17 protein-coding genes are annotated in these 16,405 nt (G+C 64.2%); all 17 read right to left on the reverse strand.

The window, feature by feature from the left end:
- Positions 1-35: 35 nt before the first annotated feature.
- Positions 36-1,262: a beta-ketoacyl-ACP synthase gene (locus tag CD58_RS02120; RefSeq protein WP_025211439.1), complete on the reverse strand. Its 1,227-nt coding sequence runs from the start codon at positions 1,260-1,262 to the stop codon at positions 36-38.
- Positions 1,262-1,990 (reverse strand): 3-oxoacyl-ACP reductase FabG, encoded by a 729-nt coding sequence (fabG, locus tag CD58_RS02125; RefSeq protein ID WP_025211440.1) that lies wholly within the window; start codon positions 1,988-1,990, stop codon positions 1,262-1,264. The genes CD58_RS02120 and fabG overlap by 1 nt, the downstream gene beginning before the upstream one ends.
- Positions 1,987-2,454, reverse strand: a complete 468-nt coding sequence (locus CD58_RS02130) for a hotdog family protein (protein WP_025211441.1) — start codon at positions 2,452-2,454, stop codon at positions 1,987-1,989. The genes fabG and CD58_RS02130 overlap by 4 nt, the downstream gene beginning before the upstream one ends.
- Positions 2,451-3,647, reverse strand: a complete 1,197-nt coding sequence (locus tag CD58_RS02135) for a beta-ketoacyl-[acyl-carrier-protein] synthase family protein (RefSeq protein ID WP_025211442.1) — start codon at positions 3,645-3,647, stop codon at positions 2,451-2,453. The genes CD58_RS02130 and CD58_RS02135 overlap by 4 nt, the downstream gene beginning before the upstream one ends.
- The gene (locus CD58_RS02140) at positions 3,644-4,126 is read right to left on the reverse strand and encodes a hypothetical protein (protein ID WP_025211443.1); all 483 of its coding nucleotides are present in this window, start codon (positions 4,124-4,126) and stop codon (positions 3,644-3,646) included. The genes CD58_RS02135 and CD58_RS02140 overlap by 4 nt, the downstream gene beginning before the upstream one ends.
- A complete protein-coding gene (locus CD58_RS02145) occupies positions 4,123-4,851 on the reverse strand; it encodes a class I SAM-dependent methyltransferase (protein ID WP_025211444.1) in 729 nt (242 codons plus the stop codon). The genes CD58_RS02140 and CD58_RS02145 overlap by 4 nt, the downstream gene beginning before the upstream one ends.
- 10 nt (positions 4,852-4,861) lie before the next feature.
- Positions 4,862-6,109, reverse strand: coding sequence for an NAD(P)/FAD-dependent oxidoreductase (locus tag CD58_RS02150; protein ID WP_025211445.1), 1,248 nt, complete (start codon positions 6,107-6,109; stop codon positions 4,862-4,864).
- Positions 6,096-7,253: a hypothetical protein gene (locus CD58_RS02155; RefSeq protein ID WP_025211446.1), complete on the reverse strand. Its 1,158-nt coding sequence runs from the start codon at positions 7,251-7,253 to the stop codon at positions 6,096-6,098. The genes CD58_RS02150 and CD58_RS02155 overlap by 14 nt, the downstream gene beginning before the upstream one ends.
- Entirely contained in the window at positions 7,250-9,589 is a 2,340-nt protein-coding gene (locus tag CD58_RS02160) for an MMPL family transporter (protein WP_025211447.1), read from the reverse strand. Before CD58_RS02160 ends, CD58_RS02155 begins: the two co-directional genes overlap by 4 nt.
- On the reverse strand, positions 9,573-10,166 hold the full coding sequence (locus tag CD58_RS02165; RefSeq protein ID WP_025211448.1) for a LolA family protein: 594 nt from the start codon (positions 10,164-10,166) through the stop codon (positions 9,573-9,575). Before CD58_RS02165 ends, CD58_RS02160 begins: the two co-directional genes overlap by 17 nt.
- Complete coding sequence (locus CD58_RS02170; protein ID WP_025211449.1) at positions 10,163-10,588, reverse strand: acyl-CoA thioesterase; 426 nt, start codon at positions 10,586-10,588, stop codon at positions 10,163-10,165. Before CD58_RS02170 ends, CD58_RS02165 begins: the two co-directional genes overlap by 4 nt.
- Positions 10,578-12,125 carry an HAL/PAL/TAL family ammonia-lyase gene (locus tag CD58_RS02175; RefSeq protein ID WP_025211450.1) on the reverse strand — a complete coding sequence of 516 codons (1,548 nt, stop codon included), beginning with the start codon at positions 12,123-12,125 and terminating at the stop codon, positions 10,578-10,580. The genes CD58_RS02170 and CD58_RS02175 overlap by 11 nt, the downstream gene beginning before the upstream one ends.
- On the reverse strand, positions 12,106-13,050 hold the full coding sequence (locus CD58_RS02180) for a glycosyl transferase (RefSeq protein ID WP_025211451.1): 945 nt from the start codon (positions 13,048-13,050) through the stop codon (positions 12,106-12,108). The genes CD58_RS02175 and CD58_RS02180 overlap by 20 nt, the downstream gene beginning before the upstream one ends.
- The gene (locus CD58_RS02185) at positions 13,047-13,781 is read right to left on the reverse strand and encodes a glycosyltransferase family 2 protein (protein ID WP_025211452.1); all 735 of its coding nucleotides are present in this window, start codon (positions 13,779-13,781) and stop codon (positions 13,047-13,049) included. The genes CD58_RS02180 and CD58_RS02185 overlap by 4 nt, the downstream gene beginning before the upstream one ends.
- Positions 13,782-13,934: 153 nt before the next feature.
- Positions 13,935-15,608 carry an acyl-CoA synthetase family protein gene (locus CD58_RS02190; protein WP_025211453.1) on the reverse strand — a complete coding sequence of 558 codons (1,674 nt, stop codon included), beginning with the start codon at positions 15,606-15,608 and terminating at the stop codon, positions 13,935-13,937.
- A complete protein-coding gene (locus CD58_RS02195; RefSeq protein ID WP_025211454.1) occupies positions 15,605-16,150 on the reverse strand; it encodes a membrane protein in 546 nt (181 codons plus the stop codon). Before CD58_RS02195 ends, CD58_RS02190 begins: the two co-directional genes overlap by 4 nt.
- Entirely contained in the window at positions 16,147-16,401 is a 255-nt protein-coding gene (locus CD58_RS02200; protein WP_025211455.1) for an acyl carrier protein, read from the reverse strand. The genes CD58_RS02195 and CD58_RS02200 overlap by 4 nt, the downstream gene beginning before the upstream one ends.
- Between the last annotated feature and the right edge of the window lie 4 nt (positions 16,402-16,405).

Raw genomic sequence — 16,405 nt, forward strand, 5'->3', positions numbered from 1 at the left:
CTCCTTGACGAGGGGTAACGGGCATTTGAACCGGTTCAGTGCCAGCGGCGGAAGATCAGCGAGGTGTTGACCCCACCAAAGGCGAAGTTGTTGTTCATCACGTATTCGTTGCTCATCGGCCTGAACTCATTGCGCAGGTAATCGAGCTTGCCGCATTGGGGATCAACCTCGTCGAGGTTGAAGGTGTGCACGTAGAGGTCGCGGTTCAGCATTTCGATGCTGAACCAGGATTCCAACGCGCCACAGGCGCCCAGGGTATGGCCAAGAAAGCTCTTTTGCGAGCTGATGGGCATGTGCTCGCCGAACAGGCTGCTGGTGGCCAGGGTTTCGGCGATGTCGCCTTGTTCGGTGGCGGTGCCGTGGCCGTTGACGTAGCCGATGGCGGCAGGCTCGAGGCCGGCATCTTCCAGGGCCAGTTCCATGGCCCGGCGCATGGTGCTCAGTTCGGGACGGGTGGCGTGCTGGCCGTCGGCGTTGCTGCCAAAACCGACGATTTCGGCATGGATATGCGCGCCGCGCGCCAACGCATGTTCCAGCTCTTCGAGTACCAACATGCCGGCGCCTTCGCCGATCACCAGCCCATCGCGGTCCTTGTCGTAGGGGCGCGGGCTGGTTTGCGGGGCGTCGTTTTTCAGGCTGGTGGCGTAGAGCGCATCGAAGACCATCGCTTCGGTCGGGCACAGCTCTTCGGCGCCACCGGCCAGCATCAGCGGCAGGCGCCCGAACTTGATTGCCTCGTAGGCATAGCCGATGCCATGGCTGCCGCTGGTGCAGGCGCTGGAGGTGGGAATCAGGCGCCCGGTCAGCCCGAAGAAGATGCTGATGTTGGCCGCCGTGGTGTGGGGCATCATCCGCACATAGGAGTTGGCGTTCAGCCCTTCGGCCACGCTGTTGAGCAGCATGTTGCCAAAGGCCTTGATCTCATCGGTGCTGCCGGTGGACGAACCGCAGGACACGCCCATGCGCCCGTCCTTGATCGACTCGTCGCCCAGCAGGCCGGCGTCGGCCAGGGCTTGTTCCGCCGCGCCCACCGCCAGGCGCGAGACCCGGCCCATGCTGCGCAGTTGCTTGCGCGTCCAGTGAGCCGGGACCTGGAAGTCGTCGATGGGGCCTGCCAGGCGCGTGTTCAGTTCGGTGAAGCGGTCCCATTCGTCCATGCGCCGGATGCCGCTGCGGTTGGCGGCGAAGTTGGCGGCGATGGTGTCCCAGTCGCTGCCGATGGAGGTGATACCGGCCATGCCGGTGACGACGACGCGCTTCATCAGCACAGGCCTCCATTGACGGCCAGCACCTGTCGGGTGATGTAGCCCGCTTCGGCGGACATCAGGAAATTCACCGCGCCAGCCACCTCTTCTGGGGTGCCCATGCGCTGGGCGGGGATCATTTTCATCAGTTCTTCCACGGGCACGTTTTCATCGAGCATGGCGGTGTCGATCAGGCCAGGCGCGACGCAATTGACGGTGATCTTGCGCTTGCCCAACTCAATTGCCAACGCCTTGGCCGCGCCGATCAAGCCGGCCTTCGACGCACTGTAGTTGACTTGGCCGCGGTTGCCGATCAGCCCGGAAACCGAGGTGATGCAGACGATTCGCCCGGCGGCGCGACGACGAATCATCGGCATCATCACCGGGTGCAGCACGTTGTAGAAACCGTCGAGGTTGGTGCGCATCACCGTGTCCCAGTCGTCCTCGCTCAGCGCCGGGAAGGCGCCGTCGCGGGTCAGGCCGGCGTTGAGCACCACGCCGTAATAGGCGCCGTGGGTGTCGACATCGGCTTCAAGGATGGCTTTGCAGGCGGCGCGGTCGGACACGTCGAATTGCAGCACCCGGGCATTGCGACCCAGGGCCTGGATTTGGGCCTGCACGGCTTCGGCCTCGGCGTGGCCGCTGCGGCAATGCAGCACGATGTCGTGCCCGGCCTGGGCCAGGCGCAGGGCGATAGCGCGGCCGATGCCACGGCTGGAGCCGGTGACCAGTACGGATTCAGTCATGGCGGGGTTCCTGTTGCAGACGGTTCATGAAGGTAATGGGCGCCCTTGGGCGGACGGAACACGTTCAGCCGGGCCATGGCATGGATGCCAGGGGCGTGGATGTGGCATTCGAACACGCCCATGCCGTTGTCGTCTTCCAGGGAGCGCACACCGTGGATGGTCAGCTCGGCACCGACTGGGAAATACTCGACGTTGCATTCGAACTTGCGGGTGCCGAGCAGGAAACCCAGCTCCACGGCATCGCCGCGTCGGCGGGCATGGCAACCGGCAAATGCTGCAACGCTCTGGGCCATCAACTCGATGCCAACCCAGGCCGGCAGCGCGCCGTCGTCGCGGTTGAACAAACCGCCAGGCTTGACCGTGGTGCAGGTATGGATCTGCTCGTCATCGAAGGCCAGGATCCGGTCGATCAGAATCATGTCGCCGGCATGGGGCAGCAGTTCGGCGAGTGGCCAGTCAATCATGGGGCGTCTCCGATAATCAGGCTGACGTTGTTGCCGCCGAAGGCGAACGAATTGCTCATCAGGCGGCGCGGCGATGTCGGGTTCAGGCGGGTGCTGGCGTTTACCCAGTCCAGCGCTGGCAGTTCAGGGTCGGCCTGGCCGTCCCAGACATGCGGTGGCAGACGCTGGTCGGGATTTTCGGCGCTCAGGCTCAACCAGCAGAACGCTGCTTCCAGCGCCCCGGCTGCCCCAAGGGTATGGCCGGTCATGGGCTTGGTGGACGAACAGGGCACCCCTGTCGGAAACAGCCCGGCCACTGCCTGGCTTTCCATGGCGTCATTGTGTTGCGTGGCGGTGCCGTGCAGGTTCAGGTAGTCGATCTGGCGGGCCTCGATGCCTGCGCAGTGCAAGGCTTTTTCCATCGCTTGGCGGGCGCCGCGACCACTGGGTTCAGGGGCGGAAATATGGTGGGCATCGGAGCTGGCGCCGTCGCCCAGCAAGGCAATACGAGTGCCGTCACCTGGCGTCTTGCTCATGAGAAACAGCACCGCCGCTTCACCAATATTGATGCCGCTGCGGTTCGCTGAAAACGGATTGCAGCGTTCGCTGGAGACCGCTTCCAGGGCGGAAAAACCATTGAGAGTCAGTTTGCACAGACTGTCCACTCCGCCACAGAGCACGGCATCGCACAGGCCCAGGTCCAGCAGGCGTCGGGCGCTCATCAAGGCGCGGGCGCTGGATGTGCAGGCGGTGGAAATCACATAGGAGGGACCGCTCAGGTCGAGCCAGTCGGACAGAAAGTTGGCCGGCGCGCTGAGCTCCTGTTGCTGGTAGTCGTAGCCGTCGGGGAAGCGCTGCTCGCGCAGGTAATGGGCAATGCCACTGCTCGCCTCATCGATGCCCGAGGTGCTGGTACCGAGCACGATGCCAATACGGGCGCGGCCGTAGGTGTGGATTGCCTGATCGATCTCGGTGCGGATCTGCAACCCGGCTTCCAGCAGCAGCTGATTATTGCGGCTGCGCTGTGCCACCAACGCTTCGGGGATAGGCGCGAGTTCACCGGACACCGAGGCCACCGGTAATGCACGCTCAGCCACCCAACCAGCCTCGACACGCACGCCGCCGCAGTCGCCGGCAAACAGATTGCGCGCAACTGTATGTTTGTCGCGGCCCAGGGCGCAGATCACCCCGAGGGCATTCAAATAGGCGGTCATGGGGCGCTCTCGGTCAACGGTGTGATGCGGTAGTGCGGGCCTTGGGGCAGGCTCAGTTGAAAGTCCAGCGGTCGCTCGTAGCGCACCTGCCAGCGGGCATCGAGGGTTCGCTGCCCATCCTGGTGTCGGGCGGCCGGATAGTTGCCCGGCAGTTCGCCTTCGGGTGTGAGGGCAAACAACAGCGCAGCGAACAATTCCCGGGCCTCGGCATTGGGCGGCAGCAGTCCATCGGCCTGCCAATGGCCATCGATCAGGCGTTGGCGGGCCACCGGAATGCCCAGCGGGTCCATCATCGACCACCGGATACCGGCGTCTTCACGTTGGATGACCAACAGCCAATCCAGCCGTTGACCGGCCAGTTGTCGCTCGATGTGCAACTGCAATGGCAGCACCAGGGTTGGCGTGCGCTCGGGCAACGGCGCGTGGCTGGCGCAGGCACTGAGCAGCAACAGGCAGCCAAAAAGCAGGGCGCGCATCATTCGATGACCCCTTCGACGGGCTTGCGGGCCACCACATTGACCAGGGTTTCCTCCCGTTCGCCGAACGGCTTGGCGCGGCGCAAGCCAAAGCGTTCCAGCAAGCCGAAATCCTTGGAGCGGCTCCACCACAGGTACGGATAGGAGACGTTGCGGGCCTCGAACTCGAACCCCTGGCTGCGGATCATTTCCAAGTACTGGGCAGCACTTTTTTGCACGTGCATCGGATGACGGAACAGCCAGCGGATCACCCAGGTATCGATGTAGGCCTCGGTGGATTCGGCGAACATCAGGTAACCGCCGGGCTTGAGCACGCGATAGAACTCGGCGAGGGCTTTTTCCTGCTCCACCAGATGATGGAAGGTCTGGTGGCAGAACAACAGGTCGACACTGGCATCCGGCACCGCCAGCGTCGCGCAGTCGCTGCCGATCAATTCCACGGTCATGCCTTGGCGCGCGGCTTCCTCCTGGCTCAGGTCCAGGCTATGGGGGTCGGCGTCCACCCCGATCAGGCGTTGCGGCGCGAACACCTGGCGCAGGTACTGGAACGACTTGCCCTGGCCGCAACCGGCGTCCAGCAGCACCGGGTTGGCCGGCAGCGGGGCGCTGAACAGGCTGCGCAGGTCATTGATCGCCACCCGCAGCACATGGTGCTGCCAGGTGTGGCTGCGCAGGAACCAGAAGCCGAAGCGCGTCTCTTCGACGTAGTTGTCGCTCAGGTAGCTCATTGTACTTCACTCATGGTGCGGGGCTCGCACAGATTTCCGAGAGCATGCGCAGGCGCCGTTTCGGTTCGCTGACAAACGGGTTGCGCTGATCCCAGGCGTAACCGGCCAGGATCGAGCTGATCATGCGGCGGATGTCGTCCGAGCCTTCGGTGTAGAAAATCACGTCCTGGAAGGTGCCGGCGTACCAGCCCTCGACGTAGCAGCGGAAGGTATCGACGCCGCGCTTGAGTGGCTCGGCGAATTCGCTTTGCCAATCCACGCTTTCGCCTTGCAACTGACGATGCAGCACACCGGCGGCCATGCTCGCCGAGCGCATGGCAATGGTCACGCCGGAAGAGAACACCGGGTCGAGGAATTCGGCAGCGTTGCCCAGCAGGGCAAAGCCCGGGCCATGCAGGGTCTTGACGTTGGCCGAGTAGCCACCGATGGTCCGCGCCGGAGTGTCCCACACGGCATTCTTCAACACGTCGGCCAGGCTTGGGGTTTCGGCGATGAAACCGCGCAGGCACGCGTCGAGGTCGTCGGTACGTTCCGCGAAATGTTCCGCTGCCGCGACCACGCCCACGGAGCAGCGCCCGCCACTGAACGGAATGGTCCAGAACCACACGTCGCGTTTGCTCGGGTGGGTGGTGATCAGGATTTTTTCCCGGTCGAAGGTCGGCGCGTCGATGCGATCTTCAATATGGGTAAACACCGCTTGGCGTACCGGGAAATTCGACGGTGCCTCAAGGTCCAGCAGGCGCGGCAGGACCCGGCCGTAGCCGCTGGCGTCGAGCACGAAATCGGCCTCGACCCGGTACTCGCTGCCGTCTTCGCGCTGCACGCCCAGTTGTGGTTTGGCGAGGCTGAAATCGGCGCTGGTTATGGCTTGGCCATAACGAATCTCCACGCCTTGCAGCGCGGCCTGGTCGGCCAGCAATTTATCGAAGTCGGCGCGTTGCACCTGGAAAGTCGTGGGCTTGCCGTTGCTGAAGGTATCGCCGAAATCGAAGGCGCTGTAGCGCTCGCCCCAGGCGAACGCCGCACCGTTCTTGCGTTGGAACCCGGCGGCATTCACTGCGTCGAGCATGCCGGCTTCTTCGACGAAGTCCAGGCAATGGGACAACAGGCTCTCGCCGATGGAGAACCGGGGGAAGTGCTGGCGTTCAATGACCAGCACATCGTGGCCCTTGCGCTTGAGCAGCGCGGCCGCGATGGCGCCCGAGGGACCCGCGCCGATGATGACGACCTGGCGACATTCCATTTCAACTCTTGGCACTTGAGCTCCTGGCCGGGACGGCAAACGAGGGAATACGGTGGAAACCGGCCACGGCCGGCAGCAATGTGGCGATCAGGCCCATCAGCATCAGCGTGAAGTACAACGCCGGGCTGATGAGCTGTTGTTGCAAGAGCAGGTTGAGGAACACGATTTCACTCAAGCCGCGGATGTTCAGCAAGACACTTTCGCGCCAGCGACTGGCACCGGCAAAGGGTGTATCGGCCCATCCCAGCCCCAGCCAGTTGCCCAGCAGTTTGCTGGCGATCGGCAATAGCAGCAACGCCCCTATCTGTAGCCAATCGAGGTTGTTCATGGCGCTGTGGACGTTGATTTGCACTATGCCGAAGGTGAGGATCAGCGGGATCGCCAGGTAGGTCTGCAAACCTTGCATCCAGCTCGCATTGAGCGGCAACACCAACGGCACCTTGAGCGCGGCCATGCACAGCAGATAACCAATGCCGACAATCAGTGCGTTGAGCCGATAGTGTTCGGCCACCACCAGCAGGGCAAAAAAGATCCCGCTGTGCAACAGCGGTTGGCGCAGGCCAAACAGTCGCAACAGCAGCGGCATACAGGCACCGGCCAACGGCAGTAACAAACTGTTCAGGTGCAGGCTGCCCTGGGCCAGGCCGAACAGGCTCCAGCACATCAGGTCGATCAGAATCGCGGTTTGCACCAGGCGCCGGGTGGCGGCGGGTGGGTAGTCGATGTGGCGCAGGTACAGGTACAGCACCGGTATCGCGGTAATTGCAAACAGCAGCCCCACCGCCAGGGAACTGATCCAGGGCTGGGGCGGCAGCAACCAGAGCGCGGTGGCCAGACCGCAGGCGAACGGAATGCCGAAGCTCGGCAGGGCGATCTTCACGCTCTGGCGGTCCAGGCGCAGGTCAATCACGTCGCTGAGGATGTGTCCCAGCAATAGCGCGAACGCGAGGCTGTAGAGATTCTTCAGCCACACCGGCGACACCAGTTGCGCGCCGCTGAGGGACCAGCCGGGCTCGATCCAGAAGTACATCAGCAGGGGCAAGCCGAACGTCGCCAGCAGCAATTGGCTGACAATCGGAATCAGCCCGAAGCGACGGCCGATGCGCGTTGCGGCCGCGAATAGCCCCAGGGCCATGAGCCAGAACACCAGGATCATCATTGGGCTGGCTCCGCAACGGCAGCCGCGTGGGCCTGATGCCCGGCCCACGGCGCCAGCATAAAGCTGAACGCCAGCCCCAGGCTTACCGCCAGGCCGAAATTACTCACCGCCGGTGTGCTGGAAAGCGCCAGCAGGCCGAACGACAGCCAGGTGGTGACCGCCGCCAGGAAGGTGCCCAGCAGACTCACCGCCGCGCCACCGATTTGCTCACGCATCAGGATCGCGTAGTCGACGCCGATGGCCGTTACCAACAACAGGCCGAACAGGCTGAACAGCGTCAACGGTTGTCCCAGCCAGCCGAGGCTCGCCAGGCTGCACAGTGCGGCCAGCAACGGCAGGGCAACGATGCGCAAGGCGCCGCCGACGCCGAACGGCCAGATCAACACCAGCACGATCAGCACGCAGGAAGCCAATTTCAACTCGGCGGCGCTGATCTGCGTGGCGGCGAAGACCCGGTTCAGGTCTCCCAGGCGATCCACCAGTTGCACACCGGGCAAGTCCACGGCCTGCACCCGCAGCAACGCGGCATCGTTCAGGCCTTGCAGGCTGACGACTGCCGCTACGCCTTGCGCCGTCTGTCCGAGCCAGAGCGTGCGGTACGGCTCGGCCAGCGGGCCGGTCAGCGCGGCATCGATGTCGGTCACGGGCAGGGCCTGCAATTGCGCGAGCTCCGCTTGCAGCGTGGCGAGCGGTACGCCCAGATCCAGCAGCGGTTGCCAGAAGTCCGGTAGCCGGGCCAGGGCCTCACGGACTTTTTGCTGTTCAGCGGGCGGACTGACCAATTGGTTCAGCGACAGGTAACCCTGGAGTTTTTCCAGGCCGATCAATTGCTCCAGCCGTTCGTTGAGGGCGGTCTGGCGCTCCAGCAACTGTGGCTGATCATCGGCGCGAATCAGGAAAAACTGGCTGGTGGGTTGGAAACCGGTGATGCGGGCGATATCGCGGGCTTCGTCGGTCAGGTGCTGGGGCGTACCGATCCATTGGCGGATGTCGTTTTTCGTGGTCAGTTGCCACAGACCACCCGCGCAGAATGTCAGCAGCAGCGCCAGCAGGACCGGTGTGCGCACCCGCGCCAGCAGGGCTTGGCGGGCCTTGAGCAGGTACTCGCAGAGCCGCAGCGGCCATTGGGCCGGACGTAGCTCAACACCCTTGAGCAGCGCCGGCAGCAGGCAGACCGCGCTCAGGTAGGCGCCGACCAGGCCAGCGGCGGAAAATATCGCGATCTGGGTCAGGGCCGGGAACGGTGTCCAGGCCAGGGCCAGGTAACCGATGCAGGTGGTCGCCAGGCTCAGGCTCAGCCCCGGCAGGGTCAGGCGCAAGGCCGGCCAGCTGCGCCACGGCTTGAGGCTCCAGCTTTTGGACAGATAGTGCAGCGGGTAATCCACGGCCACGCCGATCAGGCTGGAGCCGAGCACCAGGGTCATGACGTGCATGCGCCCAAACAGCGCCACGCAAGCCACCGCCCCAAACAGCATGCCCACCAGTACCGGTACGAACGCCAGCCACACCCGAAAACGGCGGAAGGCCAGCAACAGCAGCAACAGAATGCCGAGTGTCGCACCACCGCCGACCCAGGTGATTTCCCGCGATGCCTGCTGCTGGCCGCTGGCGGCGTACAGCAGGCCGCTGGCCGCCAGTAGTTGGGCTTGGCCCTGGCCGACCTGATCACGGCTGTGCTGCAGCAACTCGGCCACTTTCAGCGGCAGGTCCATGTCGAAAGCGTTGCCATGGGTACGGGCCCGCAGCATCACCCAATGTTTGCCATCGGCTTCGGCGATCAGCGCACCGCTGCCCACGTCCAGTTGGATCGCGCCACGTTGAGGTTGGCTGTTCTGGATGCGTCCGGTCAGGCCCAGCCAGTCGTCCTGGCTCGGCACCAGGCTGAAGCCAGTGAACGGGTCGAACAGCGCCTGCCCCCGTTGTTGGATGAACGCCTGGGGCTGGTCGATCAATTGCTGCCGGTCGGGTGCCGAGAGCATCGCCAGCCGTCCGTTCAGCAATTGCGTGCGCAACGCCGGTAGGTCGGCCTGCAACGTCCATTGGACCTTGTCGAACAGACCGCTGGCTTGCCATTGCTCGCCCAGGGTTTGCGCCAGGGCGATGGCTTGTTGGCGATCCGCATGACCGACCAGCACCAGCACCTCGCGATTGAGCGGTTCCTGCATGCGCTGCTCGGCGACGAGCTCCAGGGCGTCGGGAGAAGTGCCCGGCACCAACTCCATGAGATTGGCCGACAGCGGCGCACCGTTGCGCCATTGCCAACCGGCGAGCGCCAGCACTGCCAGTAGCAGGATCAGGAACAGCCGTGGCAGCATCCGTTCACTCGGCAAAATCATGTTGCTCCGCTTCGCTCAAGGGTTGCGCGCGGGTAGCGTCCTGCATGCGCAGCACCGTGCTGTCGCCCTGGGTTTCCAGCAATTCGATGCGTTGCACCAGTTCACCGCCGTCGATGTTGATCTGGTTGAAGACCTGTTTGAGCAGCACCGAGCGTGGGGTCAGGGTGAGTTTCCACTGCTGCGGCTCACCCGACAGGCTCAGTTCGAAATCCCGTTGCAGGCCACTGCTGTCGCCCTGCAAAACCGCCAGGAACAGCCGGTTCTGCTCGGCACCGGCGCTCTTGTTCGGCAGCATCTGCCAGGCATTGCCATCCCGTCGGGCGATGCCTTGGGGGGTGATGCGGTAGTCCTGTTGCAATGGGGTTTGCAGCAGCCACAGCAGGCCGTGATTCTTCGCCAGCACGAAACGGCCCTTGCTGGTGAGGGGCTGGGGCAGGGCGCGCAGGTGTTTTTCCTGGATGAACTGCCCGTGGATCACATCAGGGCGGGCCAGTTGCTCGCTCAACTGTTGCAAATCGAACGCTTGGGCCAGGGGCGACAGGCAGCACAGCAGCAGCCAGGCGGACAGGCGTTTCATGGCAGCATCCTTTCGACGGCGTCGACAAACACCCGGGGCGAGGCCAGCAGCATTTCACGGCTGGCCATGTCCACGGCCACCTGCACGGAGCTGGCCCGGGTCAGGCGTTCGCCGGTCGCTGTGTCGCTGATCAGGTAGTTGATCTTCAGTCGGTTTTCCCATTCCACCAGGCTGGCGCGCACGGTCAGGGTCTGGCCGAACACGGCGCTGCGCACGTAGCGCAGTTGCAGGTCGATGACCGGCCACGCATGGCCGGACTCAAGCATGTCGTTGTAGTTGTGGCCGATCAGGTCGAGCAAGGCGCAGCGGGCCACTTCCAGGTATTTGACGTAATGGCCGTGCCAGACCACGTTCATCGAATCGACGTCGAAAAACGGCACCACGATCTGTGTGTCGACGTGCAGCATTCCCTTACTGCGCATGCAGCCTCCAGTGTTGTTCGGCGATGCGTTGCAGGCACAGGCGCAGTTCGCCTTCCAGGGCCCGGTCTTCGATGACTGGCGCGAAGTCTTCGGCCAGTTGCGCATGCATGGCGGCCAGGGCCGGCGGCAGTGGTCGCGCGTCTTCGGCCCGGCTGCGCAGCCACACGCCCTGGTTGGCGGCCAGCAGCGTCGCGGCGGCCACTTGCTCGGTCAGCTCCAGCACGCGGATGGCATCCCGGGCGGCGATGGTGCCCATGCTCACCTTGTCCTGGTTGTGGCACTCGGTGGAGCGCGAGAACACGCTGGCCGGCATGGTGTTTTTCAAGGCTTCGGCGGTCCAGGCGCTGGTGCCGATCTGCACGGCCTTGAAGCCATGGTTGAGCATCGCTCGCTCGGCGCTGGCGCCGGACAGGTTGCTCGGCAGGCCATGGTTGTAGCGCTCGTCCACCAGCAGCGCGAGTTGCCGATCCAGCAGGTCGGCGACGTTGGCCACCAGATTCTTCAGGCTGTCCATGGCGAAGGCGATATGCCCACCGTAGAAATGCCCGCCGTGCAGCACGCGTTCGGCTTCGGCATCGATGATCGGGTTGTCGTTGGCGCTGTTGAGTTCGATTTCGATGAACGAGCGCAGCCAGTTCAGGCTGTCGGCCAATACGCCGAGCACGTGAGGCGCGCAGCGCAAGGAGTAGCGATCCTGCAGGCGATGCAGCGGGGCGGTCGGCGCGTCGATTGCCAGGTCTTTGCGCAGCCACGCGGCGACTTGCATCTGGCCAGGGTGTGGCTTGGCGGCGAACAGGCGCTCATCGAAGTGTTCCGGGTTGCCTTGCAGTGCGACGACGTTCAGCGCGGTGATGCGGGTCGCCAGTTGCAGCAGGTAATCGGCGCGGGCGAAGGCCAGGCAGGCCAGGCCGGTCATCACAGCGGTGCCGTTCATCAGCGCCAGGGCTTCTTTGGGGCGCAGCACCAACGGCGTCCAGCCCAGCTCGCGGTGCACGTCGGCGGCCAGGCGGCGCTCGCCTCGGAACATCACTTCCCGTTCGCCGGACAGCGTGGCCGCCACGTAGGACAGCGGCGTCAGGTCACCGCTGGCGCCTACCGAGCCTTCTTCCGGGATCAGCGGCAGGATGTCGTGTTCAAGAAACGCCTGCAGGCGCTCCAGCAATTCCACCCGCACCCCGGACACGCCGTGGCACAGCGACTGCAAACGCGCCGCCAGCACTGCGCGCGTGGCCTGGGCGTCCAACAGTTTGCCCAGGCCGCAGCCGTGGAACGTGTACAAGTGGCGCGGCAGGGCCTCGACGTGGTGCAACGGCACGGCCACCACGCAGGAGTCGCCATAGCCGGTGGTCACGCCGTAGATCACGCCTTCCTTGTCCAGCAAAGAGTCGAGGAATTGCGCACCCTTGGCGATGCGCTGGCGGAACGCCGGGTCATCCTGCAATTGCGTCGGCGCCTGACGGTTGGCCAGGGCCAACACATCTTCGATGCGCAAAGGGCGTTCGCCGAAGGTTACCGGCTCAAGAGTGGGCATCGTCATCGGTCTTCCAGAAAGGGTAAAAGTTGAACCACTGTTGTGGGCCCTGGAGGCAGTAATGCGCCAGGCGCTCGGCGTAAAGGCCGGCCCAATGGGCGATAACCTGCTGGCGGTCGTTGCGTTTCCACACCACGGCATCGGTGAAAGGCTCGAGGGTGACTCGATAGCGCCCCTCGTGCTTGAGGCACATCAAAAGGTTGACCGGGCATTTCAACAGGCCGGCCAGCAGCCAGGGCCCTTGGGGGAACGCGGCCCGGTGGCCCATGAAATCCACGGTCACGCTACGGCCGCCGTGCAGCGGCACGCGGTCGCCGGCAATCGCCAGCCACTCGCCGCGCTCCAGGCGCTCGCTCAGCTGCAGCATGATCACCGGGTCCAGTTCGCTGACCTGGATCAGCCGCAGGTGCGTGGCGCCGGCTTCACCCAGCAAACGATTGAACTGCTCGGCATGCTTGGTGTGCACCAGCACGTTCATGGTCACTTTCTCGCCCAGCTCGGCCAGGGCCCGGCACATCTCCAGGTTGCCCAGGTGTGCGCCCACCAGCATCTGCCCACGGGTATCGCGTAAATGATTGCGCAGCAGTGCCGGGTCGACGATTTCGATCTGCTCGATGCTCAGCTTGCCGTTCCAGACGTCGAGCTTGTCGAGCAGGGAATCGGCAAAGGCCATGAACTGCCCGAACACCCGTCGATGGGTCGGACGCAGCTCGGGGCGGTCGCTCCAGTCGGCCAGGCGCTGCTGGTATTGCCAGGCGGCCTGCCGGGCGGCACGACCGAAAACGAAGAAATACAGGACGATGCCATACAGCAGCGGGCTCAGTAAGCGGCGGCCCAGCACCTTGGCGGCGAGCGCCGTGAACTTCATCAGCCAGAAGCTGCCGCGCTCCTGGCGGTCGGCCCAGTGTTGTTTGTCTGCCTGAAGGCTCATGCCCGCCACCGTCGCCAGAGAATCAAGGGAGAGCGCACCAGCATGCCGAAGAACAGCCGGGTGTGCATGCTGGAGATCAGCACGTTGTCGTGGAACAGACGAAAGTGCGAGACCCCGTCCTGGGGGTAATGAACCCGGGTGTGCAACCAGTGCATCGGCTGATTGCGCCAGGCCAGGCGCACGAGGATGTCCGAATCGAAATCCATGCGCTTGCCAATATTGGCCGAGTCGATCAGTGCCAGGGTCGGCGGCAGGGGATAGACCCGGAAGCCGCACATGGAATCGCGGATCTGTAGGGACAGGCTGTTGATCCAGACCATGACGTGGGTCAGGTAGCGCGCATAGAGACGGCCTTTCGGCACGCTGGCGTCGTAGTGCGGATAACCACAGATCACCGCGTCCGGGTGGGCACGGGATTGCTCGATGAAGGTGTTTACGTCGCCAAGGTCGTGCTGGCCATCGGCGTCCACCTGCAAGGCGTGGCTGAAGCCCAGGCGCGAAGCCTCCCGCAAACCGGTCATCACCGCGCCGCCCTTGCCCTGGTTGACCGCCAGCCTGACCAGATGAACTTGCTCGCCCTCGGCCAGCCGCTCCAGCACAGCCGCGCAGGCCGGGCTGCTGGCGTCATCCACCAGCACACAGGGCAGGCCGTTGGCGAGCAGTGTCTGGACCACCGCCGAGATGGCGGTTTCGTGGTTGTAGACCGGAATGACGGCGCAGGGGTTATGCATGCGGCATGTCTCGGTGGCTAAGGTGCATTTTGTGGAGAGGGAGCTTGCTTCCGCTCGAGTGCGAAACACTCGCTCTTGAAAAACCAAGGGCTGCTTCGCAGCCCAGCGGGAGCAAGCTCCCTCGCCACAGGAGGACGGTGTAAGCATTAATCATTAGCCATCCCCCAACACAATCCGCCCACTGGAGCAGGCCGCCGTAGCGTTGCGGTAGGCAAAGTACAATTTGCCGCGCTCGCGGTCGAAGCGCAGGTGCAACTGGATATGATCGCCGGGGCGGACCAGTTGCTGGAATTTCAGTACTTCCATGCCGATGAACCGAGGCGGCAAGTCCAGCAGTTGTCGGCCCAGGTCCATGGCCCAGTCGACCTGTACCACGCCGGGCAGTACCGGCGCGGTGGGAAAGTGGCCGCTGAAGTAGGCCAGGTCCGGCGGCACGACCAGTTGCAGGTTCCATTCGCCGTCGGTTTCGACGTGTTCCAGGACTTCCGGGGCTTTGGGGCGCGGCGCCATCAGCAAGGCTTCGACTTCGGCCTGGGGCAACTTGCCCTGGGCGTTGAGCGGCAACTGCCGCAGCCAGCGCCAACGTCGAGGCAAGGCCAAGGTTTCGCAGTGCTCGCTCAGGTGCCGGCGCAAGCCCTCGGTGATGGCGCGCCGGCCCTGGTTGCGCAGGGCGCGCAGGCCGGTTTCGCTGAGCACCAGCAGTGCGCCGAGGGAGGCGCGATTCTCCTGCACCACCCCCAGCCGCGCTTCGCTGACCCAGTCGTGGGCTATCAACGCCTGTTCCAGCATCGGCAAGGAAATGCGTTTTTCTTCGAGCTTGACGATACGGTCCAGCCGCCCGAGCAGCTCAAAGCGTCCGTCCTCGGCGATCCGCGCCGCGTCGGCGGTGTGTTCGACATGACCGGTGGGCAAATAGGGCGAAGCGATGAGCAAGGCGCCGTCGCTATCCTGGCTCAGCTCGACGCCGGCAAAGGGCTGCCACAGTCCACCCCCCTGGCGCCAGGCGATACCGCCGGTTTCCGAGCTGCCGAAAATTTCCGTCGGCCATTGCCCCAGGCGTTGCTGCAGGCTTTGGGCGGCCTCGGCCGGCAAGGCACCACCTGAGGAAAACACCCGGCGCACGCCGCTCAAGGCCGGCCAGTCGAGGTTATCGCCCATGCGTTTGAGCAACGCCGGGCTGGCGACCCAGGCGAAGGCCGGGTGCTCGCGGCTGGCGCGTTGCAGGTCTTCCGGGAAGGCCAGCTGCCGCCGCACGAACGCCCGCCCGGCGCACAAGGGCCAGAGCACCCGGAACAGCAGGCCGTAGATGTGCTGGGTGGCGACGCTGCCGATCATGCAGGCCGGGCCCAGGTCTGCGCCCCACAATTGCTCCAGGGCGTGGACTTCATTACTCAACTGTCGCAGGGTTTTTTCGATGCGCTTGGGCTCGCCGCTGGAGCCGGAAGTGCACAGGCTCAGCCGGCACTGGTCGAGGTCCAGTTCGGCAGGGCTCAGTGGGGCCTGCCGCAAGTCGCCAAGGTGAGTGTCATCAGGCTGGTCGGTCAGCCACAGTTCGACGTCCGCCGCCCAGCGCTGGCGGGTCTGCGCTTGCAGATCAGCCGGCAGCAACACGCTGGCCCCAGCGCGCCAGGCGCCCAGCAGCGCCACTGCCAACTCGGCCGCATCTTCCAGATGCACGGCCACGCGTCGCACGCCTCGGGCCTGCAGCCCGGCGGCCAGGCGCAACGCTTCGTCCTGCAACTGCGAGTGATCCAGCGCCGGATCGACGGTAACCGCACGCTCCGGTTGTGCCCCGAGCAACATCTGCTCAAGTGTTATCCAATTCATGGGCGGCCTCTTACCCGTTGTCGTATGAGCCATTCAATGGCAAACAGCAGCCCCATCAATCCGTAGGAAATCAGGCCGGTGTACAACATCCACCAACTCAGCGGCGCCCAGAGGGTCAGGACGGCGGCGAGTAAACCGTTACACAGGAAAAACACACTCCAGGCCACCGTGACCTGGCGGGTATACACCACCGCTTTGGCCGGCAGCTGCGGTTCGCGCAGACGGGCCAGGCGTTCGACCATCGGCGGGCCATACTTCAGGCTCAGGGCGAACAACCCGAGCATGAAGGCGCTGATCAGCACCGGATACCAACGCAGCAGGAGAGGGCTGTCGAACAGCGCGAGCAATACACAAAACACAATCGCCGTGGCCGCCATCCAGCGGCTGCCGGCCCCACCCTTGCCGAGCAATGCCCGGGCCAGCCACAGGCTACCCAGCAGCAGCCCGAACTGCCACGGGGCAAAATGCTCCATGCCGAAATACACCGCAAAGGGGTACAGCAGGCCTGCCAGCAGCAGGCCGAGGCCAATCAGCCGGCTCATGCGGCCGGTTGGACCAGTCGATAGACCGCCTCGACCACGTCATTGACGGTGCGCACCGACTTGAATTCTTCGGCAGCGATTTTCTTGCCAGTCTGGCGCTTGATGTGATCGATCAGGTCGACCGCGTCGATGCTGTCGATTTCCAGATCCTGGTACAGGTTCGATTCCAGTGTTACGCGCTCAGGCTCCAGTTCGAAAAGCTCGACCAGAGCATCGCGCAGGGTGTTGAAAATGTCGTCACGAGTTTGCATGGTC

The sequence above is a fragment of the Pseudomonas brassicacearum genome, from assembly GCF_000585995.1.
Taxonomy (GTDB): domain Bacteria; phylum Pseudomonadota; class Gammaproteobacteria; order Pseudomonadales; family Pseudomonadaceae; genus Aquipseudomonas; species Aquipseudomonas brassicacearum_A.

What these genes read in the sequence shown, in the direction of transcription:
- CD58_RS02120 (WP_025211439.1), bottom strand. Translation starts at nt 1,262, where the DNA reads ATGAAGCGCGTCGTCGTCACCGGCATGGCCGGTATCACCTCCATCGGC.
- fabG (WP_025211440.1), bottom strand. Translation starts at nt 1,990, where the DNA reads ATGACTGAATCCGTACTGGTCACCGGCTCCAGCCGTGGCATCGGCCGC.
- CD58_RS02130 (WP_025211441.1), bottom strand. Translation starts at nt 2,454, where the DNA reads ATGATTGACTGGCCACTCGCCGAACTGCTGCCCCATGCCGGCGACATG.
- CD58_RS02135 (WP_025211442.1), bottom strand. Translation starts at nt 3,647, where the DNA reads ATGACCGCCTATTTGAATGCCCTCGGGGTGATCTGCGCCCTGGGCCGC.
- CD58_RS02140 (WP_025211443.1), bottom strand. Translation starts at nt 4,126, where the DNA reads ATGATGCGCGCCCTGCTTTTTGGCTGCCTGTTGCTGCTCAGTGCCTGC.
- CD58_RS02145 (WP_025211444.1), bottom strand. Translation starts at nt 4,851, where the DNA reads ATGAGCTACCTGAGCGACAACTACGTCGAAGAGACGCGCTTCGGCTTC.
- CD58_RS02155 (WP_025211446.1), bottom strand. Translation starts at nt 7,253, where the DNA reads ATGATGATCCTGGTGTTCTGGCTCATGGCCCTGGGGCTATTCGCGGCC.
- CD58_RS02160 (WP_025211447.1), bottom strand. Translation starts at nt 9,589, where the DNA reads ATGATTTTGCCGAGTGAACGGATGCTGCCACGGCTGTTCCTGATCCTG.
- CD58_RS02165 (WP_025211448.1), bottom strand. Translation starts at nt 10,166, where the DNA reads ATGAAACGCCTGTCCGCCTGGCTGCTGCTGTGCTGCCTGTCGCCCCTG.
- CD58_RS02170 (WP_025211449.1), bottom strand. Translation starts at nt 10,588, where the DNA reads ATGCGCAGTAAGGGAATGCTGCACGTCGACACACAGATCGTGGTGCCG.
- CD58_RS02175 (WP_025211450.1), bottom strand. Translation starts at nt 12,125, where the DNA reads ATGACGATGCCCACTCTTGAGCCGGTAACCTTCGGCGAACGCCCTTTG.
- CD58_RS02180 (WP_025211451.1), bottom strand. Translation starts at nt 13,050, where the DNA reads ATGAGCCTTCAGGCAGACAAACAACACTGGGCCGACCGCCAGGAGCGC.
- CD58_RS02185 (WP_025211452.1), bottom strand. Translation starts at nt 13,781, where the DNA reads ATGCATAACCCCTGCGCCGTCATTCCGGTCTACAACCACGAAACCGCC.
- CD58_RS02190 (WP_025211453.1), bottom strand. Translation starts at nt 15,608, where the DNA reads ATGAATTGGATAACACTTGAGCAGATGTTGCTCGGGGCACAACCGGAG.
- CD58_RS02195 (WP_025211454.1), bottom strand. Translation starts at nt 16,150, where the DNA reads ATGAGCCGGCTGATTGGCCTCGGCCTGCTGCTGGCAGGCCTGCTGTAC.
- CD58_RS02200 (WP_025211455.1), bottom strand. Translation starts at nt 16,401, where the DNA reads ATGCAAACTCGTGACGACATTTTCAACACCCTGCGCGATGCTCTGGTC.